Raw genomic sequence first — 25,331 nt, 5'->3', positions numbered from 1 at the left:
CAAACATGTTTTATTTTTCTTCTTTAATTTTAAATAGAACACTCATGCCAACTTTTAAGTCTTTGACAGGACGTTCAGGCACCAAATGTAATTTAAAACTACGAATGTCATAACCACCGGTCTGACGTGTGGTTTTAATGGTGGCAAATTCACCTTCGGCATCAATATTTTTCACTTTAAACATCACAGTTTGATTCAGCGCAGGAATGAAACCTTCTAGCGTTTTGTTTTTATAAACAGAAGCGTATTGGTTTTCACCGACATTTAAACTAACCCACAAATCATCATCTTCTAAAATGCTGACAACAGGTACACCCATAGCAACAAGTTCAGAAGGTTTGCCATAAGTTTTTGAAACTGTACCTGAAATAGGAGCAAGTAAACGAGTTTCTGCCTCAAGTGCTTGAGCTTCACTTACCGCGGCTTTTGCAATCTCAACTTGTGCATCCGCTGTAGATTTCTGCTGACTGGTACTTCCGCGCTTTGCTCGAGCATATTGTTGATAAGCTGCTTCACTTAACTCTTGAGCAGAAGTCTGTGCGGCTAACATCTCATCTCTTCTTTGACGAGAAATAACACCTTGTCTATATAAATTTTCTCCACGTTGATAAGTGGTTTTAGCAAGGTTTGCCTGTGCTTTCATACTCTGCCAATTGGCATAAAGAGTATCAATATTTTCCTGTTGAGAGCCTCGGTCTACCGTAGATTGAAATGCCAAAGCCGATTGTAGGGTGGCTAAGGCTTGTTGTTTTTTAGCTTCTATTTCAGGGCTGACTAAACGAACAAGGGGCTGACCTTTGGAAATTTTCTGCCCCTCTTGCACATAAATTTCTTCAATACGGCTCGGAACCTTAGTACTGACATGAACTGTTTCAGCCTCAACTCGGCCTTGTAATTCAATAGGCTTAGGTTGATAGCTTTTCCACAAACCGAAAATGATTAAACCTAATAGAGCAATAACCACGACCACAATAATTAGTTTAATTTTCGAATTTTTAGGAGGTTGAGAATCACTTTTACTCGTTTTTACTTCTTGAGTATTGTCGGTTTGAGTATTCTGCTGATTTTGGTGATTTTCTGCCGTATCCGCAACAGGAGAATTTTGTTCTGAATGAGCTGAGTCTTGATTCATGTTATGCCCCCATTAGCGGATATAGTCAGTGTGTGGTTGAGTCACATAAGCTTTAAACTGGTCCATAGAACCATGGCTTTGTAATAGCGTTGCGAGCGACATGACATATTTATAAGCATTTAAAGCCATTTCTGTTTTTAAAGCACTTAATGCATTTTGTGCATCGATCACTTGAGTCGCTGTACCCATGCCTTCTCGGAAAGAAAGTTCCTGAATACGTAGGTTTTCTTGAGCTGCGCTGATATTCCTTTGCAATAGCGTATGACTTTGCTGTGCTGAATTGAGCTCGTTATAAGACTTATTCAATAATGCTTCAATCTCTTGTTTAGTTCGTTCAGTCATGAGTTCTGAAGCATAACGTTTTAACTCGGCAGCATGAATATTCTTATTTTTATCTACGCCAGAAAACAGATTGTATTTTGCCATAACACCTACAATCCAGTTTTCATTTTCATCGAGTGAATACTCACCAAAAGCGAAAAGACTCGGTTTTTTTGCTGCTTGTTGAGCCTGAATATTTGCATTTGCCAATTGAGTGTCTAACTGCATTTTTTGCACAAGGCTAGATTTTTGAGAGTAACTGCTTAAAAGAGATTCTAACGATTGGCTACGAACAGTATTTACAAAAAGAGGAGTACTTAAATCAGCATTATTTTGCTGGTGCAAAAGATTGTTTAAATTAAATTGGCTAGCATTCAGATTTGCCTGCGCATTTTGTAGAGTTCGTTCGGCATTGTTACGAGCAACTTCAAACTGCATACGTTGCCCTTTACTAATAAAACCTTGCTGTTCGAGCTTTAACGCATTGCTGTAATGTTTTTGCATTGCATTAAAGTTAAATAGACTACTTGCGACCAGTTGTTGTTGTAATTGCACATTAAAATAACTTTGTACGACTTCGAAGCGCTGGATATCTTGTTGTTGTTGGCTTGAAAGCTCGGAGCGTTGAGCCTGAATGTTGGCTATTTTTTTGGCACTAGTTGTTAAGCCCCCTGTGTAGAGCGGCATCACCACTGAAATAGATGGTCGGACTACTTGGTCTTCTACAGTCAAATTAGCGTAGTCAGGAAAACGGTTTATACCGTCATGTATGATTTGGTTTGAGCCTTCTTGAACTTGACCTAAAACATCTGATGGAATGACATTGTTCCACTGGGATAATTTATCATTGAGTCCTTGGCTTAAATCATTTTCAAGTTTTTGTTTAAAAGAGCCTAAGGGTACATCTGTTTCACTATGAAAAGCATATGCTCTCACATTTAAATCAACTCTGGGGAGTCCTAAACCTTTTACCGCTTCGGCTTCTAACTGAGAGGCTTGTTGTAATGCTTGGTTGGCTTGAGTGCTGTATGAGCTTTTTAAAGCCTGTTGTTCTGCTTCAGCATAACTTAAACTTTGCGCATAAATAGGCGTTGCAATTAATACTCCCAATACCAACGCAAGGTAATTGGGTTTAAACAAAAAAGGACGTTTAGACTGTCGATATTGATGTGTTGGCATTTTATATAACAATTTTTGATCATCCCTTATAGTTTAAATTTCTTGTTATTAAATTCAATTATCATATTGTTTATTATACAATTGTATAAAAGCACAAAATGATTTTGAGTTTATTTTTGCTTGATGGAAAATCATACAGCAAGTTTTTATATGTTTATCACAGTATGGGAAACTATATTCACAAGTCAAGTTGAACTTTATTTAATAAAACTTATAAAAAAAATAAGTGAAAGCAAGGAAATAAATAAAATAGTTATTGAAAAAATAGGCCTAAATACGCCCTAGCATTGAAATATTTACTAGAGAAGCTGCTGCAACCTTAAGCAATCTGTGGTTAAATGCCTTTTTTTATTGTGTTTCACTTTTACAAGGGAAAAATCATGCGCGCGTACAATTTCTGTGCTGGTCCTGCTGCATTACCTACTGCCGTTTTAGAAAAAGCTCAACAAGAATTGTTGGATTGGCAAGGTAAGGGTCTATCCATCATGGAAATGAGTCACCGTAGTGCTGACTATGTTGCTGTTGCGGAAAAAGCTGAAGCAGATTTGCGTAAGCTCATGAATATTCCTGAAAACTATAAAGTGCTATTTTTACAAGGTGGCGCGTCATTACAATTTTCAGCAATTCCTTTAAACCTGCTTGGAAAAAATAACAAAGCAGATTATATCCATACTGGAATTTGGTCTGAAAAAGCTTTAAAAGAAGCAAAACGTTATGGCGATATTAATGTTGTAGAAGCTGGTATTAAAGTAGACGGTAAGTTCGCCATTTCTGAGCAAAGCGAATGGAACTTGTCTGACGATGCAGCTTATGTCCATTATGCTGATAACGAAACAATTGGCGGTTTACAGTTTGCTGGTGTTCCTGATGTTAAAGCACCACTGGTATGTGACTTCTCATCAAGCATTTTATCTGCTCCACTTGATGTTTCGAAATTTGGTCTCATCTATGCAGGTGCGCAAAAAAATATTGGTCCTGCTGGTTTAACAATTGTTATTATCCGTGATGACTTACTGGATCAAGCTAAAGCAGAAATTCCAAGCATTTTAAAATATGCTGATCAAGCCAAGAATGGCTCTATGGTAAATACACCATCGACTTATGCTTGGTACTTGTCTGGTTTAGTATTTGAATGGTTACTAGAGCAGGGTGGGGTAGATGCTATCCATAAAGTTAACCTTGAAAAAGCTCAGTTACTCTATGGCTATATCGATTCAAGCGACTTTTATAATAACCCGATTGCTATTCCAAATCGTTCAATCATGAATGTACCATTTACTTTGGCAGATGAAGCTTTAGAAAAGCAATTCTTGAAAGAAGCTGAAGCAAATCACTTATTGAACTTGGCAGGTCACCGCTCAGTAGGTGGTATGCGTGCAAGTATTTATAACGCTGTACCATTAGAAGGCGTTCAGGCGCTTATCCGCTTTATGGATGATTTTGCTAAACGTAATGGTTAAGTCATAAAATGAATAAAGCCCTCAAAAAGAGGGCTTTATTTTTATATAAATGATCAATTAAAAAGGCATAAAACCAAATTGATGTATCATAATTGCGGCTAAGAACATACCTAAAACGAAAAAGCAAAACGCACCAGTATCGACCCTTATACGTGGGTTACTAGTTTGAATGAGGCTGGTGGTTTGTTCAGGTATAATCTTCATTCAATAGCCTAATTTTTAAAATATTAGTGAAATTCAATTAGTTTCACTATTTTTAGCATAAATATTCGCCTGAATCCAGATATTGCCACGAATATATTCACCAATATTAAAGTTTTTGTACAAATCATTTTTTGTAGCAATGCGCACTAATATGGCAGGAAGGTTGTCTTCTAAAACTAAAGTGACATCATAAAGGGTATATTCTGCACCCATAAATGACATTGAAGTTTTACCGACAATATTACCTTGGAACCAAGCTTCATCTTCTTGACCAAGATTTTCTCCATATAAATATGCAACCATTTTAGAAAAATCAACCGTTACAGGTTCTTGATCTTCTTTAGTTTTTGGTTGCCATTCATTAATCAGTTCTTGTAGGTTTTCGGGTGCAATTCCATTATGCTCAGTTAAAATCGCATTTAATGCACGGTGATGTTTAATTGACGCTGGATCATCTACGACAATTGTTTCTCCCGCAGGCACTGATTCTAATTCATAGGCCCATGCATTAAATTGGACTTGATAAGTTTGGGTTTTATCATATTGGCAACGATTAACGCTAAATAAATTATCAAATGCATAAATCGTTGTACTTTTATTTAATTTTAAACTTAATACTGCTTGAGTAGCAGAGTCACAAGTAATGATGCGCTCAATTTGGGCATTATATTGATAGGGACTATCAAAACTCGGGAAGGCAGTTTTTAAAGCGCGAGGTTTTTGATTTTCAACTGCAATAATTTGATTAATGGTGACCTTCTGACCTTGTGGGCCTTGAATGAGCCAAAAAGATTGATCCATTTCGTCTTCATTTTGGCATAAACCCATTGGCATTACAGGAGCATCAAGCGCTAGTCCAAGCCATTTTGGTACATCTGTCTCTGGATGGGAAGTCAGTAGATTCCAATGCTCTCCATGACTACCAAAATTTTGGTCGTTTACCGTAATAACTTCTGGACTGTTTTGATTTTTCATAGGTACGATTGATGTTGGGTTTATCTCACTTGATATATTAAATCGAGGGTAATTGCTATTTTTCAAGTCAACATATGTAAATTCTCTTGTAAAAGCACGTATTTAGTTATTAAAAAGTTCTCCATCTAGCAAAACATGTGTTGTTAAGAGTGCATATAAATAATCATTAACGTATTGTTCAAATTAAATTTAAAAAACAAGTTTTATATTTAGCGCTATTCTCTAATGAAATGCATCTGTTAGACTTATATTTTTAGTGGAAATAGAGAATAACGTGCTGCCATTCAAGTTGTGGGTAGACGCAGATGCATTACCTAAAATTTTGCGTGAAGTCATTTTAAGAGCTTCGGATCGTTATCAATTAGAAGTGATTTTTGTAGCCAATCAAAATGTCGGTATTACCCCTTCAGTGCGTATTAAATCTCTGCAAGTTTTAAGTGGAGCCGATCAAGCCGATCAGGAAATTGTGAATCGTATGTCTGAAAATGACATTGTCATTACGCAAGATATTCCACTCGCAGCTCAAGTTATTGAGAAAGGTGGTATTGCGATTCACCCACGTGGTGAGGTGTATACCACAGCGAACGTAAAAGCACGTTTGCACTTACGTGATTTTATGGATACGCTGCGCGGCGCAGGAGTACAGACGGGTGGTCCACCACCTATTTCAGAACGTGATAAGCGCGAATTTTCTAGTGCACTCGACCAAACGATTTTAAAGCAAAAACGTAAAACTGCTTAGTGAGCCTCTTATGCCATCCCAAACCAACTTGGCTTCAACTTATGTCTTGCTTGTATTTATCTGGGCAACGACACCTTTAGCCATTGTATGGAGCGTATCTGACTTACATGTCATGTGGGCTTTACTGTTACGGTTTTATATAGCTTTGCCTCTGTCGGTTATTGTTTTACTTGTTCTAAAAACTTCTTTTCCAACTCATAAACAAGCTTTACATAGTTATTTTGCAGGGTCTTTTAGTTTAATCGGCTCGCAAATTTTTACCTATGCTGCGACCCAATATTTAAGTTCTGGCATGATTGCCTTGATGTTTGGTCTAGCGCCTATTATGGCTGGGTTGATTGGTCGTTTTGCTTTTGGTCAGTATCTTTTTAAATTGCAGTGGCTAGGTATGGTTGTTGCTGTTTGTGGACTAGCGATCATTTGTTTAAATGGTTCAAATCAACATGTGCATCCATTTGGCATTGTCTTAATGTTGGTCAGCGTTTTTGTTTATTCATTTTCTATATTTTGGGTAAAGAAAGTGAATGCCAAAATTCAGCCAATGGCTCAGGCGACTGGTTCGATCTTGGTTTCTTCAATTTTGGCAAGCTGCCTTATTCCATTTATTTGGCAATATGCACCGACTCATTTACCACAAGCTAAATCTTTATTTGCATTAATTTATACAGTTCTGATGGCTTCACTTGTGGCTATGTTCTGTTATTTCAAACTTGTTCAGAATATAAAACCGACCACTTTATCGTTAACGACAGTCATTACACCAATGCTAGCAATGATCATTGGAGCTGTTTTAAACCATGAACAATTGTCGATTATGGTTTTTGTGGGAGCTTTCATTATCTTATTTGGTCTATTTCTATATTTTTATAAAGACATTCAAGCAAATCGTAATTTTGCTCAACATATTAAGTCTAAGTAGGAGAAGATGAGGGTAATTTGTTGAGCTTATTCATTAAATTGTTCTAATTCGTAGCTAAATGCATGATCAAATTGATCTCATATCTTAAGTAGTAGAAAATAGCGCAGCAATATAATATTAGGATTGTTAAGGATAGATCAGAACTTACTGATTTTTAAGCCTTAATACAGCATCTAACGATATGGCTAAATAAGAAGTGTGAATGAACACTTCTCTTTTTCCATCAATGACCTTGGATTTAGAAGGTATGTTTAAACCAATCTCACTGTATATAGGGTTGAGATATACTCGCGCTCGACGCAGTAATCATTTTATTTCTTTTATTGCATTGGTTTCGATGGTCGGTTTGACACTTGGTGTCGCTGTACTAATTACGGTACTTTCTGTAATGAACGGTTTCGACCGCGAATTAAAAAATCGTGTTTTGGGAATGGTACCGCAAGCGACAGTTTCATCGACGCAAATCCTTACGGATTGGCCTGAACTGGTTAAACGAGTTGAAAATCATCCCCACGTGACTGGAGTTGCACCTTTTACCCAATTGCAAGGTATGTTAACTGCTCAAGGGCAAGTGGCAGGTATTATGGTGACGGGTATTGACCCTAAATATGAAAAGAATGTCTCTATCATTCAAAATCATATTGTTGCCGGTAGCCTCGACTCACTTAAAAAAGGTGAATTCGGTATCGTACTTGGTAAAGACATGGCCGATTCGCTTGGCTTACGTCTAAACGATAGCGTGACATTGGTTTTACCTGAAGCGACTCCATCTCCAGCTGGTGTTGTACCTCGTTTTAAACGCTTTAAAGTGGTGGGTATTTTCAGTGTAGGTGCTGAAGTTGACTCGATGGTTGGATACATTGCTTTATATGATGCTTCAACTTTATTGCGTTTACCTGATGGCGCTCAAGGCGTTCGTCTAAAATTAGATGACATTTTTGCCGCTCCTCAAGTTGCCGATGACATTGTGAAGAATTTGCCAAGTAATTTCTACGCAACAAACTGGACCTATACACATGGCAACTTATTTAATGCCATCCAAATGGAAAAAACATTAGTCGGTTTATTGCTTGTACTAATTATTGTAGTTGCTGCATTTAACATTGTTTCGTCTTTAGTTATGGTCGTGACTGACAAAAAATCAGACATTGCAATTTTACGTACTTTAGGTGCATCGCCATCTATGATTACTAAAATCTTTATGGTGCAAGGTACGGTTATTGGTGTGATCGGTACAGTTGCGGGTACGGTTTTAGGGGTTATTCTGGCACTTACGATCAGCGATATTATTTCTTGGTTTAATAATGTTCTCGGACTTAATCTGTTCGATGCCTATTTTGTACATTACTTACCTTCTTACTTAAGATGGCAAGACGTGACAATCATTGTGATTGTTTCTTTACTCTTAAGTTTCTTGGCAACTATTTATCCGGCGCTTCGTGCAGCCAAAGTTCAACCTGCCGAGGCATTGCGTTATGAGTAAAGTCGTTTTAGAAGCAAAAGATATTTATAAACATTTTGATGACGGTAAATCTAAGGTTGAAGTCATTAAAGGTCTCTCTTTACAAGTGGAAGCAGGGCAGTTTGTATCTATTGTCGGAGCAAGTGGTTCAGGTAAAAGTACTTTGTTGCATGTACTTGGTGGCTTAGATCAGCCGACTAAAGGACAGGTATTTTTGAATGGTCAGCGCTTTGATAACTTGGGTGAAGCGGAACGTGGCTTTCAACGTAACCAATACTTAGGTTTTGTTTACCAGTTCCACCATTTATTACCTGAATTTACCGCTCTTGAAAATGTAGCGATGCCTTTAATGCTTCGAGCAGACAGTCAATATAAGTCGGTAAAGGCGCAGGCTGAATATTTGCTAGATCGAGTTGGGCTATCTCATCGTATGGACCATAAACCAGGTGAACTTTCAGGTGGTGAGCGTCAACGTGTTGCACTTGCTCGTGCATTAGTGACTAAGCCTGCGGTAGTACTAGCTGATGAGCCTACGGGTAACCTAGATCGTAAAACAGCAGTAGGTATTTTCGAGTTGCTTACCGATCTTAAGAAAGAACTAAACATGGCAATGTTAATTGTGACCCATGATGAGCAATTAGCTCAGGCAGCAGATTCAATCTTACATATGGAAGATGGGCTGTGGGTAAACGGTTCTTAAAAAAATTGTCATTAAATCACATTGTTAAAGCCCACTGAGTTGGGCTTTAATTTTGCCCCTAAAATGATAATGACTAGATTTTCAATGTTTAAGATTATTCTATTGGGGTGGATTGGCGGTATTGCATTGATGGGAATAGATTTCCCTTTAATCATGCAATATGAAAAAGTGGGCAAGGCTCTACTGTTACTTGCCTTTATTTTTTATCTTTATAAACGCCCCATGTTCGGTGATCGACCATTTTTAAAGGCAGTGTTTTGCTTATTATGTACAACAAGTCTTTTTATGGTTGGTTACCACTATGCTGAAAAAGCACTGATTGAACGATTAGAACAAAGAGAAACAGATACCCGAAATCTCGACATTATTGTTTATATAAACCGTTTAAGTGAAGAAAAAGATAATAAGGTTCAACAAACTGCACAAGTTCTAAATCTTTCTAAAGAACCGGTGAATTGGTTGCTATATTTAAAAAGTAATAATCAAAATTTATTAAAGAATAATCAGAATCTTGAATTAGGTCACTATTATCGAATATCTGGAAAAACAAGACCTGCGCATAGTTATGCCACCCCAGGAGCTTTTGATCAGGAAAAGTGGTTTATTCAGCGAAATATTATGTCTGGTTTTAACGTGAGATATATTGAGCCTTTAAGCCTTGATGAAATCTATCGATTAGGCTATCAGCAACATTTAAAAGAACAACAGTCTTTTTCCAATAGTTTTCGTTTAAATATAGAAAAACTTCGCTTAACTTTTAGGCAAATATTAAACAGCTCATCTTTACAGCAAAAGGGTTTAATTTTAGCTTTGCTGACAGGTGATGAAAGTCTTTTATCAGATGAAACTCAACTACAGTTCAAACAATTAGGAATTAGTCATTTATTGGCGATCTCAGGCCCACATGTGCTCATTTTTGCCATTATGTTATCTTGGGCATGTCATCAATTTATTAGTCGTTATTATCCTCAAATTTATTTATGGAAACCGAAACAGGTTTTGATGGCTGTACCATGCTGCCTTGGTGTTTTAATTTATACTGCATTTGTAGGTTTCGAAATTCCTGCACTACGAACATTATTATCAGCATTTATATTTATTGGTTTTCTATTATTAAAACAACCTATTAAACCTTTTACATTACTCGTATATAGTGCAAGTCTACTGTTGCTAATGGACCCGTTTAGTGTGCTTTCTGCAGGTTTTTGGCTGTCTTATGGGGCATGTTTTATTTTATTAAGAATTTACCAAACTATAGCGCAGCTACCTGAGCAACATTTTTTGAGTCTGAGTTCAAAAATGATTTTTATGAGTAAGGTGTTAATTGAATCTCAAGGCAAAATATTTATTGCATTGAGTCCTTTAACCTTACTTTTCTTTCAACAAATTTCTTGGGTTGCTCCATTAACCAATATTATTGCCGTGCCTATTGTTGGGGGTGTTATTGTCCCTTTAAACATCATGGCTGCTTGCGCATGGTTTGTAATAAAACCATTTGGAAATATGCTTTTTCATTTCAATGATATGTTGCTCAGCATATTGCTGAGTTGTTTGGGCTTATTAGAAAAACTCTCTTTACCATTACAAGGTATAAGCTTGACGCCACTGTCTTTATTAGCGATTAGTTGTGCCATTATTATTTTATTTTTACCTAAAGGAATTCTGCCCAAAACTTGGGGAATATTATGTTGTTTACCCTTAGTTATTATGAACAAAACGAGTCAGCAAATTCAGCTTAATATTTTAGATGTTGGGCAGGGGCAGGCTATTTTTCTACAACATCCCGAACAAAACTGGTTAATTGACACAGGCGGTTCTTACGATGAAAAAATATTTAGTATTGGACAAAATGTTGTAGTGCCTTTTCTACGTCAGCAAGGCGTAAGACAACTAGATCATGTTGTGCTATCCCATCTTGATCAAGACCATAGTGGCGCGTTTCCTCTTATTCAACAAGAGATTCCTGTAAAGCAGCTTATTTCGAATGAACAATTACCAAATGATTTAAAGCAACCATTCCAATATTGCTATCAAGGGCAACAATGGCATTATCCTGAGTTAGATATTCAAATTTTATGGCCTAAAGAAAAAGATCTGGCTTTTGTTGCTTCTAATCAGAATCAATATTCTTGTGTTGTATATCTTCAATTTAAAAAAGTTGGTGGTTACCAAAATTTTCTTATTATGGGCGATGCTGGATGGGAAGCTGAATACGAGTTATTAAAAGATTATCCTAACTTGAAGATAGATGTGTTGGTGCTAGGGCATCATGGAAGTAAGCACAGTTCGGCTTATGATTTCTTGGCGACCTTAAAACCTAAACTGGCCATTGCATCGGCAGGGTTTGATAACCGTTATGGCCATCCTAGCCAACAAGTTATAGCACGTTTAAAAGCTCTACATATTCCGCTAAAAAGCACTGTGGAACAAGGAACCTTAAGTTTTGTGTTGGAAAACCACAAAATAGTTTTACATGACCGACGTTTGGATAGGCTCTGGTTGAGTAGAGGTTTTTAAAGCTTCTGCTTTGAGCCTATCTACAATTTTAAGTGCTTCTGTCGGATCGATATTATAGATATTGTCTAAAGCAGGGTTCGCTTTAAAACGTTTATAGCTCCAGTGATAGTGTTCTGGATATTGATAAATGAGTTGCTCAATCGCTTGATGGATGACATACGTTCCATCGTCCGCAGTACCCTCATAGATTTTCTCATCCATTGGCTCGATATGCATGGTAAAGCCATCGTTTTCGTTACGGATCGCATAAAGAAACAGAGCTTTTGCTTTAGTTTTCTGGATGAGTTTTGCGCTTAAATTACTTGAGGCAAGTGGAACACCAAAATAGTTCACCATATCTCCACCCACATTAGGGGTATGATCCGGCAAAATTACTGTCGTTTCACCTTGTTTTAATGCTTTAAAAATTTGTCTTACACCGCTTTCATCGGTAGGGACGAGATTCGCTTGTTCACGGCTACGGGCTTCTCGCACAAAACGGTCTGCATCAGCATTTTTAACGGGTTTATATAAAATGGTCATTGATGTGAATTGAGCACACCATGCATTCATGACTTCCCACGTACCAAAATGTGGAACAATAAGAACTACACCTTTTTTTGCAGCTAATGCTTCATGAAAAAAATGTTCACCTTCAATACGGTGAATGCGTGAGATATTTTTACTATTTGATGAGCCCCAAATACTTAAAAACTCAAAATATGAAGTTAATTCGTTTCTTACAGCTTTTTCTGTAATCGCTATACGCTGCTGAGGTGTTAAATATGGAAGCGCAATTCTTAAGTTAAGCTCAATACTTTTTGATGTTCTAGTAATTTTTAGAGTATTTACAAGTCCTGCTAACAGACGAGCAAGAAAACGCCCAAATTGAATGGGTTGGCGGCTAAATGTTTTGAGTAATTGATAGTTCATGCTTTTTGAATCTGGTCTAGTCATCTATAGCAGTAAGTAAGGAAGAAACAACAAGTAAAAAAAGACAAAAATATTATAAATGAAATCATATTATTTAGACAGTTTTTATCAAATCAACGTATATAATGACATCATTTCGATTGATTTGGATTGGAATTTTATGTCCGATTGGCCACCAAAACCACAAAATGAACCTATAATCCCTAAACAGAACGGACCGGAATGGCAAATCCTTGAGAAAGCTGTACTGGCTTCTGTAGAAGAACAACGCCGTAGTCGTCGCTGGGGTATATTCTTTAAAACACTTACTTTTATTTATCTATTGTTCATTATCGTCTTAATGGGCAAAGGCTGTTCGACCACTAAAGATGGCTCTACAGCAAGTAGTAGCAGTGCTCACCTTGCAGTGGTTGATATTATTGGAACTATTGATGCTTCAAGCAATCAGGCTGTGAATAGTGAAGATACAAACAAAGCGCTTAAACGTGCTTTTGAGGCATCGAATAGTAAAGCAATTGCCCTTAATATTAATTCTCCTGGTGGTTCACCTGTTCAGTCAGATGAAATCTGGCAGGAAATTCGCTATTTGAAAAAAGAGCATCCTGACAAGAAAGTCTATGCGGTAATTGGCGATATGGGTGCTTCGGGTGCTTATTATATTGCTTCTGCTGCCGATGAAATTATTGTGAATCCATCAAGTTTGGTAGGTTCAATTGGTGTCATTATGCCAAACTATGGCATTACTGGTTTAGCTCAAAAACTAGGAATTGAAGACCGAACTCTTACAGCGGGGACGAATAAAGACATTTTAAGTATGACAAAACCGATTAATCCTGTACAAAGACAACATATCCAATCTGTACTCGATAATGTTCATACTCACTTTATTAACGCGGTCAAAGAAGGGCGTGGGAAACGCTTAAAATCTAATGATCCTGCTATTTTCTCTGGTCTTTTCTGGACTGGCGAGCAAGCAATTCAGTTAGGCGTAGCTGACCGTTCAGGTAACATTACAAGCTTGATGCGTGAACTGAAGCTTGATAATAAAGTTGACTACACGATTGAACGTAACCCATTACAATCCATTCTAGGGCGAATGGGATCAGAAATGGGGAAAGGTTTAAGTGAGTCGGTTGCTGAACGCTTACAAACAAGTCAGGACGCAAAACTACAATAATTTAAGCAGGATAGCGGTATGTCAGTAAAACCGGTTATACACTTTGCGCATGCCAACGGCGTGCCATCTATGGTGTATCAAAAATTGTTTGATCAATTAAAAGATGAGTATGACGTAATTTATGTTCCACTCATTGGACCTGACAAACGTTATCCGATTACCAATCATTGGCCTTTTTTGGTTGATCAGGTAATTGATAGTATTGTACGTCAAGCGAAGGGGCGAAAAGTGATTGGACTGGGCCATTCACTCGGTTCAGTTTTAACTTTAATGGCCTCTTTTAGACGGCCTGAGCTGTTCTCACAAGTGATCATGTTAGATCCGCCTCTTATTTTGGGTAGATATTCTTTTGCTTTTCATATGGCAAAATTATTTAAACCCAAAATAGTTGATGATATGACACCAGCGGGTTTATCTGCACGTCGTCGCGAGCATTGGGAATCACGTGAGCAAGCAGCTGCATTGTTACGCCCAAAAGGTTTTTATAAAGACTTTGATGAAGACTGCTTTCAAGCCTATATTGACTATGCTTTGAAAGAAGACTCGGTACGTGGTGGTGTAACATTAACTATTTCCCGTGAAGATGAAGTTGCGATTTTCCGTAAAAACCCTTCTTGGTGGTGGTTACCCATGCCAAAACCGAAAATGCCAGTACATTTAGTTGTAGGAAAAGAGAGCGCCTTTTTAAAAAGAGGTTTTCCTCAAATGGCAAAACGCAAAATGGGGATTCCATTTAGTGTTGTTGAAGGAGGGCATATGTTCCCTCTAGAGCATCCGATTGATACAGTGAATTATATTAAGGAACTTATTCACCGTAATTCACGCTAATAAAGCTTTCGCAAAAAAAGGACATGCATGCATGTCCTTTTTTAATTGTTGTTAAGCAAACTTTTACCAAGATGCAAAACGGATAGGGTGTTCAAGAATTTTATTGCGGAAATAGGCTTGTCCATTTTTCCATGTGAGCTGGCCATTACATAACCACTCTGCAACTTGAGGATAAATAAAATGCTCAAGTTTATGTACACGTTCGGCCAAGGATGCAACATTGTCATGTTCTTTTACTTCAATGGCAGATTGAGCGATTGCTTGACCAGCATCAAGTTCAGAAGTCACAAAGTGAACGGTACAGCCATGTAATCGATCCCCCGTATTTAATACACGTTGATGTGTATTAATGCCTTTATAGGCAGGTAATAATGAAGGATGGATATTAAGCATTTTACCTTGCCATTTATCGACAAAGTCAGCAGTTAAAATACGCATAAAGCCAGCTAAAATAACCACGTCAGCTTGCCATGCGATAAGTTGCTGATGCATAGCTTCATCAAAATCTTCACGACTAGGAAAGTCTTTGTGAGAGATTACGGCTGTCGCGATATTGGCATTTTGAGCACGCTCTAGGGCATAAGCATCGGCTTTATTAGACAGTACACCTACAATTTGCCCTGATAGATTTGCATCTATCAAGGCTTGTAAGTTGCTGCCGTTCCCAGAGACTAGAACAGCAATTTTCATCATTCAAAGATCACACGAATTTTTTCGTCTGCACCTTCCACTGATTCAGCATTTTCTTGGATATGTCCGATTTTCCAAGCTTTTTCACCTTGAGCATTAAGCACTTCAATTGCTTTTTCTGCATCATTTGCATCAACAGCAATGACCATACCTACACCACAGTTAAAGGTACGGTACATTTCAAAACGTTCTACATTGCCTTCGCGTTGTAAAAGTTTGAATAATTCTGGCCATTCCCAAGAAGCTTCATTAATTACAGCTTGAGCACCATTTGGTAATACACGTGGTAAGTTACCTGGTAAGCCGCCACCAGTGATGTGTGCCATCGCGTGTACATCAACTTGTTTGCAAAGCTCTAGAACTGGTTTTACATAAATACGTGTTGGCTCCATTGCTACGTCTGCAAGAGGGCGACCATCAATTACTTGAGTTAAGTCTACATTCTTAACATCTAAGATTTTACGTAGTAATGAATAACCATTTGAGTGAGCACCGCTTGATGCAACACCAATAAGTACATCACCAGATTTTACTTTAGAGCCATCAATAATTTTGCTTTGCTCAACTACACCTACGGCAAAACCAGCAAGATCGTAATCTTCGCCTTCATACATGCCAGGCATTTCAGCTGTTTCACCACCTACAAGTGCGCAACCTGCAAGTTCACAACCTTTACCGATACCAGTAACTACGTTTGCAGCTACATCGACATTTAAGTGACCAGTCGCATAATAGTCGAGGAAGAATAGTGGTTCTGCACCACAAACCAAAAGATCGTTTACACACATCGCGACAAGATCTTGGCCGATTGTGTCATGACGATTAAGGTTAAGTGCTAAACGTAATTTAGTACCTACACCGTCAGTTCCAGAAACCAAAACAGGTTCTTCGTAACCTTTAGGAATTTTGCATAGTGCACCAAAGCCACCAAGTCCGCCCATTACTTCTGGACGAGTTGTACGTTTAGCGACTGACTTGATACGATCGACCAGTGCGTCGCCCGCTTCAATGTCAACACCCGCATCTTTGTAGCTTAAACCGGTATTTGGGGTAGAAGTTGAGTTGCTCATAAATGAAGTCTCCGCATTGGCGGCAGATTATAACCTGAATATACGAAACTCTTATGTTATTTATGCTCGAAAATGCTATCTTTAATAAAAATATTTTTCCATTTATAACGATTAAATCAAAAAAGGCTAGATTTTATGCAAGATCGTATACTGCGCCGTATTTTCTTACTCGCAGGTATTGTATTGCTGGTATGGGTATTATACTTGCTCAAGCCTGTGGTCATCCCATTTATTGGTGCTTTTTTCCTGGCTTATTTATTTAGTCCACTAGTCGAAGTTCTAGTAAAAATTAAGATACCTCGCTGGTTGGCAATTAGTATTGTTTTTATTGGTATAGGTGTAACTTTAACCGTTGCATTATGGTACCTGGTTCCACTGATCTGGAAACAACTTGTTTACGCTCGAGACAGTATTCCAGCGGGGATTCATTGGATTAATGCAGAGCTATTACCATGGATTTCTTCGACCTTCCATGTCCAGCAAATGGAAATTGATACCGATCAAATGTCCAAAGCTGTGATGGATTATGTTCAGACCAATTACAGTGCCGATAGTATTCAAGCAGTTTTATTAAAGCTTGCACAATCAGGACTTAATTTTATTCAAATTGGTGGAACAGTTGTTTTAATCCCAATTATTGCTTTTTACTTCTTATTAGACTGGGACCGTATGTTACAAAACTTACGTCGTCTCATTCCACGGCCATATGAGGCTACGACCTTACAAATCGTCCGTGAATGCCATAGCGTGTTAGGAGCATTTGTTAAAGGTCAGTTCCTTGTTATGCTTTTGCTCGGTGTAGTTTATGCAGTAGGCTTACAATTAATTGGATTAGAGGTAGGCCTAATTATTGGTATGGTGGCAGGTCTTGCCAGTATTATTCCTTATCTAGGATTTGCAGTCGGGATTATTGCAGCGGTTATTGCAAGTTTGTTCCAATTTGGAATGGACTGGACACACTTATTACTTGTTGGCGTAGTCTTTATGATTGGGCAGGCAGTAGAGGGCTATATTCTGCAGCCATTCCTACTCGGTGATAAAATTGGTCTTTCACCTGTTGCAGTTGTATTTGCTGTTTTAGCTGGGGCTCAATTGGCTGGCTTTTTAGGAATGTTAATTGCATTACCTGTGGCGGCTGTCATTGTGGTGCTCTTAAAACACCTCAGAGAAAATTACGAACGGAGTTCATTCTATGCTCCATCTTCTACATTATTAATCCAAGAGGGTAATATTGAGCAACTTCATGTAGAAACTGAAAATACTAAACTTGATCTTGAAGTTAAAAAACAGCAAGATACAGATACCCCGAATCTTTCAGATCAGAAATAATTTCAAGGCCAATTCATTATATGCGTCAACTCCAACTGGATATAGAACCTCAACTTGATGCCCGAATCAGTGATTTTTCGGGACCAGGTTGGGGGCATGTAGTGGATGCAGTGCGACAACTACATGCGGGTCTAGTAAATAGATTTTATATCTATGGTGGCGCAGGAACAGGCAAGAGCCATTTGCTTTCAGCGATTTGTGATTCTTATTTAGAGGTCGGTAAATCTGCAATTAAAGTTTCTTTGCTTGAACTTCTCGATGCTCCAATTGAGGCAATTACTTGCTTAGAGCACTATGATCTGGTGGCTTTAGATGATATTGAGTCAATTAGTGGGGTGCCTCACTGGCAAAAAGCTGTTTTTCATTTAATGAATAACCATGAAGGACAACTTGTTTTCTCTTCACGTGTTGCACCGATTGAATTAAAACTAGAGTTACCAGATTTACAATCGCGACTTACACAAGCAGTGAGTGTAAAAGTGCCGAGCGGAAGTTTATATGCTGACCGCTATGCTTTAGTCACTTCTGTAATGGCTAGACGTGGGATCCATTTTGATCAGCAGATTGTAGACTATTTACTTTTACATGGGCCTCATCAAGCTTCTATTCTATTGCAAACCGTAGCACAATTAGAAAAACTCCTTAAAGGTGAGAAGACTAAACTTTCAAATGCAACGTTAAGACAAATCTATGCTTTAATTGATGAATATCAACAATAATAATTTTCTAGCTTCTGGACTTTTAATTTATTAGCCTAAGTAAACTTTCCTTACTATAAAAATCATGAGCTATTTATTCTTTTAACCTTGAAAAATACTTTTAAATTTTTATAAGTAAAATTTTCATATATCAATAGATCTTTAATTGTACAAATATTTAGAAAGTTCCCTATCGAAAATGACGCTATAGACCGATCAAAACATCTTGAGAAATTCTGATTCCTGTGACAAAGTACGCACAAAGGATGCGTTTGCAAAAGTGGAAACTTTGCAATATTGACAAAGAAAAATGAAAAAAATAGGTAAGGAGAAGGGTATGCTCAAACGGAGCATTGCTTTTGCATTATTGGCTGCTGCTGGGCATGCTTATTCTGCTGATATTGAAGTCACAACTACAATTGATGAAGATGTCGATAATACAGTATGCTCATTACGTGAGGCTGTAGAACTAATAAATAAGCGTAATTCAAGTGATTCTACCGTGGTTGCCTCAGTAAAAGATGGGTATCATGGCTGCGGAAATAAGGACGCTTCATCAAATATTATTTTACAGCGCGATAAAGAATATACGTTAAATAGCAGAATAACGATTACAGCACCCCTTACAATTAGTACAGCAAAAAATGATTCTACATTAGTTGATACTGATCAGCCCGGTTCTCATAATGCAACTATCAAAATGGCAGGTACAGATCAGCTATTTAAAATTGATGATGAGAGTGTTGAAAAAGCATCATTTTCGGTTTTGTTGAGTGATCTTAACTTACAAGGGGCAGGTGCAAACTCTAAAGTGTTAACAGGTGGTTTAATTTTAAACCATGAAAAATTGACTATTCAAAACTCTCGTTTAACAGGTGGATATGCGAATCAAGGTGGAGTGATTTACAATCAAGGGTTTGCCTCAAAAAGTGATAGAACCTTTGGTTTTGTTTATATTGTAAATAGCCTTATCCAGAATAATAAAGCAGCCCAAGGTGGGGTAATCTATAGTGAGCAACCCTTATTTCTAATTACTCAATCGGTAATTCGTGATAATGAAGTTAGTAATACAAGTGGTTCACTCTTCTTCAGTCAAGATTCATTTGATGATGAAAGTACTGGAGAATATGTAGTTCAACGTGCTATAGGATTAAGCAATAGTACGGTCTTTCATAATAAAGGTGGTTTTATTACGAATGTTCGAGATGGGATGTTTGTTAATAATATTACGATGATTAAAAATGACAAAGGATTATTCCTTGAAGCTCCACAAGGCAATGCTTCAATTTCAAATAGTATATTAGTTGGAAATACAATTAATTGTCAGGCTAATTCAACTGATAAAGCAATTATCCAAAGTAATTTAGTGACTACAGAATGTAATCGTAACGCTTCAGTAAAAGTTCCAAATATTCTTTATCCTGCCAATCAGAAATTAATTGCTGGTAGTACAGATGAGGGAGTTTGTGATGTAGCTTCAAAGGATGGGTTGTTATGTCCTTTTAATACGCCAAAGGATAGTTTCTTGGGCTTTTTTAAGCCACGGTTACTTGAAAGTTATAATACTTTAGCTGATTCACTTATTATTAATAAAGGCCGTTTGTACAGTGATGGTACTTCTGTAGGCTTGGCAAGTTGTGAAACTTTAGATCAGCGTGGAAAAAGACGTACTGGTTATGATGAGTTATGTGATTTAGGCGCAATTGAATATATCCTAAATAGTGAGATCTCTTCAGTTGGTCAGGATATTAGATATGGGCAGGTTGCAAAGTTTAGTATTTTAGGCTCATTAAGTGAAGCAGACTTGGTTACACCTGCCACGTGTAAGCGTTTATTCGGTGAACGTCCTGATGGTAAAGAATGGCAACCTGGCTGTTTGAAAATAAAACAAAGTACTGATACACCTGTTTCGAAAGGTACCGTAACTATAGATCAGAATGGAAATGTAATTTATACACCAAATGGTAATTGGCATGGTGCAGATATTTTTAGTATTCAGGTAGTTACAAGTATTTCAAGATTTAATGAAGGAGTCGAGTTCCAATACATTACTATTCCTACAAGAATTGTACAGGAACCTTTGTCTGGAATTGAAGATAAATCTGTCAGCTCTGGTGGGGGAGGAAGTATAGGGGCTGGTTTTATTTTAAGTTTACTAGGGTTGGTTGCGTTACGTCGCTTTAAGTCATAATCAAGGATGAAGACTATGAAAAATTATAAAAAAGCATTATTGGCGTTATCTATACTTGCGACCATGCCATTGTTTGCTGATAGCACAAATAAACGGATTGAGGTTACAACTTTTGCTGACGAAGATGGTGAAAATCCAAATGCGTGTTCATTACGTGAAGCAATTAAAGTGGCAGCTACACGTAAATCAGACTATGGATGCACTATTTTTAGCTTAGATGATAATCAGGCAATTCAGTTAAAAGCAGGGACTTATACTTTAAATAAAGAATTAGTACCAAATGCAAATATTTCTATCTATGGTTATGGAGAGCGAGGAGAAGATAAAAATTGGACAGAAAAAAACCCTCTAACAAATGATTATCCTGCTCTACCAGAACTTAAAACACGTATTAATGCTGCGGGTAAGTCACGCATATTTAATACTGCAGAGAATAAAAAGGCTTTAACTTTACAAAATATTATTTTAGAAAATGGTATAGCTTCAACCCAAGGCGGGGCTATTTATGCAGGTGGTAATGTCACCTTGTTAGATTCCCAAATTTTAAATTCTCAAGCTCCAAAAGGTGGTGCCATTTTTCTGGGTGGGAGTGGGGTAAACTTATCAATAAGCCATTCATTACTACAGGGTAATCAAGCAGTTACCGGTAGTGTTTTAGCGATGAGTTGTAAAGAAGAACCAGCTTATGCTAAACGTGATATCACTATAACGTCTTCAAGTATTTTCAAAAATGGTTCGCTTAACTCTAAGAGTACATTTGAATTTTGTGGTGAACCAAACGCCATATTGACAATTAATACGATTGCAAAAAATATCGCTGATAAGATAAATGGTAGTATTCTAAAATTTACTGGAGATGCCGTTCCTGGAAGTACAACTAATCCCTCAACTATACTGAGCGGAAGTAGTAGTTTAAATTTACAGAATAATACGATTGTTGAGAACACTGCACATACTACCTTCTTATATGATAGTTTGGGTATAAAAGAATTAAGGTTTAATTTAATAGGGTACAATCTAGGTAGTTACGCTTGTCGTTATTTAGTGGGACCTGCTGCGGACCTAAAAAATTCTGGTTTTACACTATCATTTAATGCATTAAATTTAACGAATAACGTTGAAAAATGTGATTTACCAACAGAAGCACTTACCTCATCTAATAAGACTATTGATATTGCGAATATTCCTTTTAGTTCGTTATTAGAACCGCAAAGTTCTGCTTCGCCAGAAACAGGCTTTTTACCTGTTTATTACCCATTGAATAACACCTCATCTCCACAAAATGATTTGATAGATGTAGATCCTGATGGTAAAGATACTTGTATAACTCTAGACCAACGGGGGCTTATTAGATCTGTAACTAATAAGTTATATTATCAGTCAGGTATCAAAAATAGTTGTGATATTGGTTCGATTGAGCTAATGAAACTGACTGCTGGAGATATAAAAGATTTAGGCAATGATTCTTTTACTGATCGAATTTCTACATATCAGACTCGATATGATAATGTACAAGAAAATCTTAAGAACCAAGCTTTTTCATATTTATGGCCAGTATTAAAAATAAGATCGGTAGAATATAAAAATCTTCTTGATCAAACTAAAGCAAATGCAAAGTATCGTGCTATTTATATAGATTTGAAAGCTAAAGGATTGCCTTTACCTAATGAGGGTGCTAATCACACATTAAAATTCTTTAATACAACTGATTATAATATTAATGTTGAAACTATTGGAACAGGTTTAATAGACGATAAAGTTTATAATATTAAGGATAAAGAAGAGAATATACTTAAATGTGAATGGAACTCTGCTTTACAGCAAATTATATTTTATCGTTTAGATGACAGAATTACCCAAGCAGGTGATTACAACTATTGTAAATATACAGTAAGTACTAAAGATGGTTCTATTCAATCGACAGGTTTATTAGAGGCTCGTTTTGATAACATTGCTCCTGTAGCTACTGATGAAACAGTTTCATTTAAATATTTGGCTAATGAAATTATCCCTATAAATTTACTTAAATATGCAAATGATGATGGGGACGGACCAGCGAATACTCTTCAAACAAAACCTAATAAGCCTCAATTTTGGGTCAATGATAAAGGCGTTGAGCTACCAATTTATCTTCCAAGTAAAAGTTCAAAAGATGGTATTTTTAAAGTAGTAAAAGCGGATCGAGAAGGTCCATGTCCTAATAATGATAAAGATAATACTTGTTATGGCGGTAATATCTATATTCAAGCTAGTAATGTATTTAATACCTTCAACGATACCTTAACTTATTATGTATATGATGCTGATGGTAAAATCTCAAATGAGGGTACTATTAAGTTGATAAGTACAGCAACCACAACTGATGATTCACGTGGCGGTGGAGGTGGCGGAAGTATTGGAATCCTTTCTATCGCATCACTACTAAGTTTAATTGCTTATAGACGTTATCGTAAGTGATGAGAAAAATAAAAAAGCCTCCACTAGGAGGCTTTTTTATTTGTTAGTAACTTTTTATTTTTAAAAAAGATAAATGTTAAATACGGTTTTTAGTGCTCTAAATATTTATTTATATATTCTTCGCGTATAGCAGTTCTTTCATCAGCACTTGCTTTGAGCATGCGTTGACGTAAATCATTACGCTCTTGTGTACTCATTTTTTGCCAAGCTTCACGCATTTTTTGCTTTTCTGCATCTGGAAGCTGGTTAAACCAATCCATACGTTGTTGCAAGTTAGCACTTTGGTTGGATGGTAATTCCTTTAAGCTTTGATAACGTTTAATTACGGCTCGTTGCTCTTCTTCAGATAGAGCATTCCAAGTATCATCTACTTGCGTATTGGCATCTTTCGAAAAAATCCAGAAACGTTCGAAACCTGCAAAACTTGTTTGCAAGAAACTTAATGAACAAAGGATAAGTGCTAACTTTTTAGCTACCATGTTGAACTTTATCCTCACCCAACACCATAAGCATTTCTAAATCTTCTACCATTTGTGGCGATAATTTAGGATTTACAACGACTTGATTTTGTGGCTTATCAAGCATATCTACTGAGTTTGGTAAAATAACAAAACCAGTAATCGCTGCTGCGAGTGCAAAACCAGTCATTTTCCAGACACTATAATAAGAGGCTGGTTTTTGCTGGATATGGTCAAGCACATGATTCATCACCACTGTTTTATTTTTATGGTGATGGGCCAAACTATCGAGTTTGGATGTCACCTTTTTAGTGAAATCATCATGATTCATTGGAACCTCCCATGGGATTTAAATGCGCTAAATACTCTCTAAGTCCCTGAATTGCTCGATGATAATGGGTTTTTACACTACCTTCGGTGCAGTTCATAATTTGCGCTGTAGTATGGGTATCAAAACCTTCCCACGCACGTAACATAAAAGCTTGTTGTTGACGAACAGGTAGTTTTGCAATCGCTTCCTGGATCTCTTCTATGGTCACTGCTTGATCTAGAAAATCTGCTGGATTGATTGCTTTTTCATCGACAATATCAATGATTTCTTCATCATCATTGTCTAGACTAACTTTTTTGAAGAATGAAAATGGGTTTGCCCGACGTGCTTCTTTGCGGCGCCAATCCTGAAGTTTATTATTTAGAATAGTATAAAATAGGGGATACCATTCTTCAGTACTTCGATCGGCGTAAGACTTGTGTAAAGCAATAAATGCTTCTTGAACCAAGTCCATAGCAATGCCTTGTTGTCCTTGGGTAGCACTTTCCATCATCACTAAAGCACGACCAGTAACATCTTGCATGAAAACCTTTAGGCGTTGCTCAGCCGTGCTGGCATGAGCACTAGATGCTTCCGATCGAGACTTTTTCGGTGCTAAATCCATGGAGATGGAAAATCCTGTCATTGGACGTACCCACCTTATCTTCAATATATCTCTTATATAACGTTGAAAAGAGGTGGGAGGTTGACAACAATCGGCTATTTTTTAGTAGTGTAAATGATTTTTTTCACAAATATGAGCGATGTAAAATAAATTAACGTTTTATTGGCGTTGGCGAACCATTTCAAAAAAACAAATTGATCCTGCAATGGCTACATTTAATGACTCTTGACCACCGGGCTGCGGTATAGTCACTGATTGTGCATGGTCTAAAGCATAATCACTTGCACCTTGTCCTTCATTGCCTAAAATCCAAACACATGGTTTTGAAAGGTCTTTTGAATAAAGACTAGTCGAGCGATGAGAGCTTGTAACGAAAACAGGAATATCGAATTTAGGAAGAATATCGGTCAATTGAAAGTTTTCAAAACAAGACAGGCTAAAATGTGCCCCCATACCTGCTCTTAAAACTCGTGGAGACCAAAGTGAGGCAGAGCCTTGTGTGCAAATAATCTGTTTTATATTTGCTGCTGCCGCTGAACGTAACAATGTACCTACGTTACCCGGATCTTGTACATTTTCTAGAATTAACGTATCTACGCTATAGTCAATGGTTGATGCAGTTTTCGGTAAATCGATAATAGCCAAGCAAGGAAGAGTATTACCTAAAGTACTTAAATCTTTATATAAAACTTCGCTAATAATAAAGACATGACCTTGGTGAAGTTCAATGATTTTCTTTAAATCGGGATGTTCTAAGGCTTGTTCAGTCGTAAACAACGAAAAGAGTTTTTTCTGTTGTTGTAACCAAGCTAGACAAAGGTGGGTACCTTCAAGAACTGTTTGTTGATGCTTTTTTCGGGCGCTATTGAGTTCAATTAAACCACGCAAATGTTTAATTTTTGCATTGACTTTTGATTCTAAAAAAATAACCGCCATAAGGGAATATCCAAAAGGGCGTCATCATACTATGACGCC

The 25,331-nt window shown here is 37.2% G+C and carries 23 protein-coding genes and 1 pseudogene; 12 read left to right on the top strand and 12 right to left on the bottom strand.

The annotated features are described in order from the left end of the window. Window positions 1-10 precede the first annotated feature (10 nt). The gene (locus GO593_RS02070) at window positions 11-1,132 is read right to left on the bottom strand and encodes an HlyD family secretion protein (RefSeq protein ID WP_001070868.1); all 1,122 of its coding nucleotides are present in this window, start codon (window positions 1,130-1,132) and stop codon (window positions 11-13) included. Window positions 1,133-1,144: 12 nt separating this feature from the next. Continuing rightward, window positions 1,145-2,632, bottom strand: coding sequence for a TolC family protein (locus tag GO593_RS02065; RefSeq protein ID WP_001142049.1), 1,488 nt, complete (start codon window positions 2,630-2,632; stop codon window positions 1,145-1,147). Between the two features lie 380 nt (window positions 2,633-3,012). Here GO593_RS02065 and serC point away from each other — a divergent pair, with 380 nt between their 5' ends. After that, window positions 3,013-4,092 (top strand): 3-phosphoserine/phosphohydroxythreonine transaminase, encoded by a 1,080-nt coding sequence (gene serC / locus GO593_RS02060; protein ID WP_001203181.1) that lies wholly within the window; start codon window positions 3,013-3,015, stop codon window positions 4,090-4,092. Between the two features lie 57 nt (window positions 4,093-4,149). On the opposite strand, the gene GO593_RS19035 is transcribed toward serC, so the two are convergent. Further along, window positions 4,150-4,296 carry a hypothetical protein gene (locus GO593_RS19035; RefSeq protein WP_000691794.1) on the bottom strand — a complete coding sequence of 49 codons (147 nt, stop codon included), beginning with the start codon at window positions 4,294-4,296 and terminating at the stop codon, window positions 4,150-4,152. A 33-nt stretch (window positions 4,297-4,329) separates the two neighbouring features. Then, entirely contained in the window at window positions 4,330-5,271 is a 942-nt protein-coding gene (locus tag GO593_RS02055; RefSeq protein WP_000795874.1) for a hypothetical protein, read from the bottom strand. A gap of 256 nt (window positions 5,272-5,527) precedes the next feature. Here GO593_RS02055 and GO593_RS02050 point away from each other — a divergent pair, with 256 nt between their 5' ends. Both GO593_RS02050 and GO593_RS02045 read left to right on the top strand, forming a co-directional pair. After that, window positions 5,528-6,013, top strand: coding sequence for a YaiI/YqxD family protein (locus tag GO593_RS02050; protein ID WP_001985538.1), 486 nt, complete (start codon window positions 5,528-5,530; stop codon window positions 6,011-6,013). A 10-nt stretch (window positions 6,014-6,023) separates the two neighbouring features. Then, window positions 6,024-6,932 (top strand): DMT family transporter, encoded by a 909-nt coding sequence (locus tag GO593_RS02045; protein WP_001140081.1) that lies wholly within the window; start codon window positions 6,024-6,026, stop codon window positions 6,930-6,932. 29 nt (window positions 6,933-6,961) lie between these two features. Here the strand turns inward: GO593_RS02045 and GO593_RS19360 are convergent. Further along, window positions 6,962-7,042: pseudogene (locus tag GO593_RS19360) on the bottom strand (PilZ domain-containing protein); the annotation flags it as partial. Window positions 7,043-7,179: 137 nt separating this feature from the next. Between GO593_RS19360 and GO593_RS02040 the strand changes: the two are divergent. The 3 genes from GO593_RS02040 (at window position 7,180) to GO593_RS02030 (ending at window position 11,611) form a co-directional block, all read left to right on the top strand. Continuing rightward, a complete protein-coding gene (locus tag GO593_RS02040; RefSeq protein ID WP_001984636.1) occupies window positions 7,180-8,415 on the top strand; it encodes a lipoprotein-releasing ABC transporter permease subunit in 1,236 nt (411 codons plus the stop codon). After that, window positions 8,408-9,094 (top strand): lipoprotein-releasing ABC transporter ATP-binding protein LolD, encoded by a 687-nt coding sequence (lolD, locus tag GO593_RS02035; RefSeq protein WP_000049406.1) that lies wholly within the window; start codon window positions 8,408-8,410, stop codon window positions 9,092-9,094. Before GO593_RS02040 ends, lolD begins: the two co-directional genes overlap by 8 nt. An 84-nt stretch (window positions 9,095-9,178) precedes the next feature. After that, window positions 9,179-11,611 carry a DNA internalization-related competence protein ComEC/Rec2 gene (locus tag GO593_RS02030; protein ID WP_000472725.1) on the top strand — a complete coding sequence of 811 codons (2,433 nt, stop codon included), beginning with the start codon at window positions 9,179-9,181 and terminating at the stop codon, window positions 11,609-11,611. Here GO593_RS02030 and GO593_RS02025 read toward each other — a convergent pair. Then, window positions 11,564-12,547: a lysophospholipid acyltransferase family protein gene (locus GO593_RS02025; protein ID WP_001984639.1), complete on the bottom strand. Its 984-nt coding sequence runs from the start codon at window positions 12,545-12,547 to the stop codon at window positions 11,564-11,566. The two genes, GO593_RS02030 and GO593_RS02025, sit on opposite strands and share 48 nt — an antisense overlap. Before the next feature lie 136 nt (window positions 12,548-12,683). On the opposite strand from GO593_RS02025, the gene sppA reads away from it, so the two are divergent. Together sppA and GO593_RS02015 are read left to right on the top strand one after the other, a co-directional pair. Further along, the gene (gene sppA, locus GO593_RS02020) at window positions 12,684-13,700 is read left to right on the top strand and encodes a signal peptide peptidase SppA (RefSeq protein WP_001286607.1); all 1,017 of its coding nucleotides are present in this window, start codon (window positions 12,684-12,686) and stop codon (window positions 13,698-13,700) included. Window positions 13,701-13,718: 18 nt separating this feature from the next. Next, complete coding sequence (locus GO593_RS02015) at window positions 13,719-14,528, top strand: alpha/beta fold hydrolase (protein ID WP_000114071.1); 810 nt, start codon at window positions 13,719-13,721, stop codon at window positions 14,526-14,528. Between the two features lie 63 nt (window positions 14,529-14,591). Here GO593_RS02015 and purN read toward each other — a convergent pair whose 3' ends face one another. Continuing rightward, on the bottom strand, window positions 14,592-15,221 hold the full coding sequence (gene purN / locus GO593_RS02010; RefSeq protein ID WP_000975526.1) for a phosphoribosylglycinamide formyltransferase: 630 nt from the start codon (window positions 15,219-15,221) through the stop codon (window positions 14,592-14,594). Further along, window positions 15,218-16,288 (bottom strand): phosphoribosylformylglycinamidine cyclo-ligase, encoded by a 1,071-nt coding sequence (gene purM, locus GO593_RS02005; RefSeq protein ID WP_000071984.1) that lies wholly within the window; start codon window positions 16,286-16,288, stop codon window positions 15,218-15,220. The genes purN and purM overlap by 4 nt, the downstream gene beginning before the upstream one ends. A 135-nt stretch (window positions 16,289-16,423) precedes the next feature. Here purM and cxpE point away from each other — a divergent pair, with 135 nt between their 5' ends. From cxpE to GO593_RS01985, 4 genes are all read left to right on the top strand, one after another. Next, the gene (gene cxpE / locus GO593_RS02000; RefSeq protein ID WP_001153980.1) at window positions 16,424-17,617 is read left to right on the top strand and encodes a chloramphenicol efflux transporter CxpE; all 1,194 of its coding nucleotides are present in this window, start codon (window positions 16,424-16,426) and stop codon (window positions 17,615-17,617) included. Window positions 17,618-17,637: 20 nt separating this feature from the next. Next, a complete protein-coding gene (gene hda / locus GO593_RS01995; protein WP_001249535.1) occupies window positions 17,638-18,336 on the top strand; it encodes a DnaA regulatory inactivator Hda in 699 nt (232 codons plus the stop codon). A 316-nt stretch (window positions 18,337-18,652) separates the two neighbouring features. Continuing rightward, window positions 18,653-20,506 carry a rhombotarget A gene (rbtA, locus tag GO593_RS01990; protein ID WP_000920020.1) on the top strand — a complete coding sequence of 618 codons (1,854 nt, stop codon included), beginning with the start codon at window positions 18,653-18,655 and terminating at the stop codon, window positions 20,504-20,506. Between the two features lie 15 nt (window positions 20,507-20,521). Beyond that, a complete protein-coding gene (locus tag GO593_RS01985) occupies window positions 20,522-22,963 on the top strand; it encodes a CSLREA domain-containing protein (RefSeq protein ID WP_000800799.1) in 2,442 nt (813 codons plus the stop codon). A gap of 89 nt (window positions 22,964-23,052) precedes the next feature. On the opposite strand, the gene GO593_RS01980 is transcribed toward GO593_RS01985, so the two are convergent. The 4 genes from GO593_RS01980 to GO593_RS01965 all read right to left on the bottom strand — a co-directional run bounded on the left by GO593_RS01980 (window position 23,053) and on the right by GO593_RS01965 (window position 25,292). Beyond that, window positions 23,053-23,442 (bottom strand): DUF3106 domain-containing protein, encoded by a 390-nt coding sequence (locus tag GO593_RS01980; protein WP_000225917.1) that lies wholly within the window; start codon window positions 23,440-23,442, stop codon window positions 23,053-23,055. Next, the gene (locus GO593_RS01975; protein WP_001015075.1) at window positions 23,432-23,752 is read right to left on the bottom strand and encodes a hypothetical protein; all 321 of its coding nucleotides are present in this window, start codon (window positions 23,750-23,752) and stop codon (window positions 23,432-23,434) included. The genes GO593_RS01980 and GO593_RS01975 overlap by 11 nt, the downstream gene beginning before the upstream one ends. After that, window positions 23,742-24,356 (bottom strand): RNA polymerase sigma factor, encoded by a 615-nt coding sequence (locus GO593_RS01970; protein WP_000362312.1) that lies wholly within the window; start codon window positions 24,354-24,356, stop codon window positions 23,742-23,744. The genes GO593_RS01975 and GO593_RS01970 overlap by 11 nt, the downstream gene beginning before the upstream one ends. Before the next feature lie 159 nt (window positions 24,357-24,515). After that, window positions 24,516-25,292 (bottom strand): TrmH family RNA methyltransferase, encoded by a 777-nt coding sequence (locus GO593_RS01965; RefSeq protein ID WP_000268353.1) that lies wholly within the window; start codon window positions 25,290-25,292, stop codon window positions 24,516-24,518. Between the last annotated feature and the right edge of the window lie 39 nt (window positions 25,293-25,331).

Origin of the sequence: Acinetobacter baumannii (genome assembly GCF_009759685.1) — a bacterium.
GTDB classification, from domain to species: domain Bacteria; phylum Pseudomonadota; class Gammaproteobacteria; order Pseudomonadales; family Moraxellaceae; genus Acinetobacter; species Acinetobacter baumannii.
The sequence above is the reverse complement of the archived record's forward strand: the minus strand, read 5'-3'. Positions and strand labels throughout refer to the sequence as shown.